We start from the raw sequence: 2,295 nt of genomic DNA, 5'->3' as shown, positions 1-2,295 counted from the left end.
TATATAGATTGCGTCAATCCTTTATTTTTTTACATTTCTATTATTTTTATCTCTAAAACTATCCTACAAATATAAAAATACGCCATCCTTTCTCTAGAAAAGAACAGTGTTCTTTTCATTATATAGATAAAAAATTATCTTAGCTTGATAGCTATAAGGTTCTTTCAACAAAGCGGGAATGTTGCACACTAAGAAAATTCAAATAAATAAAGTCTATTTCTTTTAATGTATAAGAAATAGACTTTATTGTCTTTTATCTAACTCTCTGGATACTTACTTTTCTTAAATCACTTATAAAACTATTTTTTTCCATTTTCGTATTTTAGTTCTGAAATTCGTAAATGGAGCAACTGTATTGATATGCACCCATTTCCAAACAGGCCACATTGCTTTTGTTGTGGCCCATTTTCTTTGTTCTGGTTGGAATAATTCTGCTTCAGAAAGTTCATTTATCCAATCGACTAACATTTGAACTAACTTTGTCAATTCTTCCTCCTGCTGTTTTAAGGTTAAAATACCGTATTGCTCATAAAAAGATTGATATAGTCCACCTAAGTTATTCCATTTGTAGTCTGGAGTGGGCGTTTGTACGTCAAGTCCACATTGTTCGTCTTTTTCCCATGACAACAACAAGTTAATCCACCCCAGTTGGTAAGAAAGTATTTCAGAAGGAGATTTATCCACTTCAGGGATATGTTTACCTCTCAACTCTTCAGGAACCACCTTAAATTCTTCAATAAATTTCTTATAGGCTTTATCTATTGATTCAATTAATTCTTCAGCGTTAGAGTACTGTTTCATAATTCTTTCACACCTTTATTTTTGATACCTTCAGTATATGATAGAATGGTATCAAAACATGATACTATTAGGAGCTTTTATGAAAAAAGACGAGCGGCTCATTCAAGAAATGATCTATATCAATTCAAAAAAGAATTTTAATCTTAACGACTTAATTGAAGAATTCGATATTTCCAGAAGTACCGCCTTACGAGACATTTCTTCCTTAGAAGAATTAGGTGTTCCTCTTTATTCTGAAAAGGGAAGTCATGGTGGATATCACGTGTTAGAAAATCAACTTCTACCACCAATTTATTTTAGTAATAATGAACTCCATTCTATATTCTTTTCGCTACAACTATTAAAAACATTGCTAAAAACTCCATTTGATAAAGACTACAAAGAGATTAAAGAGAAACTATTAGCTGTACTGCCAAAGAAGCAAAAAGAGATGGTTCATAAGGCGGATCAAGTTATCCAATTTTTAGGAACAAATCAAAAAAAGAGTCTCCCTTTTTAGGAGAACTCTTCTCTGTAATACTCAATAAAAAGGTAATAGAAATCAGTTATTGTCGCTATGGCAACAATCAAAGAGTTATTCAACCCTTAAGATTATTAATCACAGATGGAAATTGGTATTGCTTTAGTTGGGATTTAGGCAAAAAAGAATTTCGAAATTTTCGTTGTGACTATATTCAATCTGTAAAGTATAAAGATAAAGAAAGCATTCCTTTTACTGAAGAGATAATTAGTTCGTTATATAGAAAACAATTCAATAAACAACGACCTTTTTCTTTTAAAGTTAAAGTTAGTGAGAAAGGGGTTGAACAGTTCTATAAACGCATTTACGATAACATGTCTCTTCAAGAAGAAGAACAAAACAAATACATTATTGGGACTTTTGGAGAAAAGGAGATAGATTTTCTGATTCAGTATTTTTTGTCTTTCGGTAAAGAAATTAAAATCATTTCTCCAGAAATCCTACGCTCCAAATATAAGGAATATTTAAAAGATATATTGGCGGATTGTTATGAAATAGAAAGTAAATCACATACAAATTAGCAGGTTAAACTCGGTTAAAATAAAAAGATAAAATGACATTCCTTATTTAATTTCAATTAGGTTTTTGATGCCATTTTAAAGCAGACCATTGTTATAAAATTAATATTTATGATGTCCCCAGAACGAAAACTTATTGTCTTTTATAGCAATAAGATTCATTTTTATCGTTCTAGGGGTACTATAAAATCTTAGCTTGATGGCGATGTGACGGTACCCCTTAATGAAAAAGAACTTCAAACAAATGGTGGAGCAAGAGGAATTTTTGGTCCTATTATCAAAGCTGGAAAACAGTGTTGGGATAATGATTCTTGTCGCGAAAAAACAAATGGTACTTATGGTCGAACAGATAGTCGATATAAACATGGAGCTCCATATGGAAAATGGTAATAAATAAATAATACAAAGAGGATTCGTATTAATTATTTTTATATTTTAATTGAAAAGGAAAGATAA

4 protein-coding genes are annotated in these 2,295 nt (G+C 30.5%); 3 read left to right on the top strand and 1 reads right to left on the bottom strand.

The annotated features are described in order from the left end of the window. Nucleotides 1-291: 291 nt before the first annotated feature. Nucleotides 292-801, bottom strand: a complete 510-nt coding sequence (locus AC1DTM_RS23370; protein WP_002203044.1) for a ClbS/DfsB family four-helix bundle protein — start codon at nt 799-801, stop codon at nt 292-294. 79 nt (nt 802-880) lie between these two features. Between AC1DTM_RS23370 and AC1DTM_RS23365 the strand changes: the two genes are divergently transcribed. From AC1DTM_RS23365 to AC1DTM_RS23355, 3 genes are all read left to right on the top strand, one after another. Further along, nucleotides 881-1,300 (top strand): helix-turn-helix transcriptional regulator, encoded by a 420-nt coding sequence (locus tag AC1DTM_RS23365; protein WP_234814255.1) that lies wholly within the window; start codon nt 881-883, stop codon nt 1,298-1,300. After that, the gene (locus tag AC1DTM_RS23360; RefSeq protein ID WP_337360599.1) at nt 1,261-1,842 is read left to right on the top strand and encodes a WYL domain-containing protein; all 582 of its coding nucleotides are present in this window, start codon (nt 1,261-1,263) and stop codon (nt 1,840-1,842) included. Before AC1DTM_RS23365 ends, AC1DTM_RS23360 begins: the two co-directional genes overlap by 40 nt. Nucleotides 1,843-2,046: 204 nt before the next feature. Beyond that, nucleotides 2,047-2,229, top strand: a complete 183-nt coding sequence (locus AC1DTM_RS23355) for a hypothetical protein (RefSeq protein WP_088099326.1) — start codon at nt 2,047-2,049, stop codon at nt 2,227-2,229. The last annotated feature ends 66 nt before the right edge of the window (nt 2,230-2,295 follow it).

The sequence above is a fragment of the Bacillus sp. P4_D3 genome (assembly GCF_056401855.1).
The sequence above is the reverse complement of the archived record's forward strand: the minus strand, read 5'-3'. Positions and strand labels throughout refer to the sequence as shown.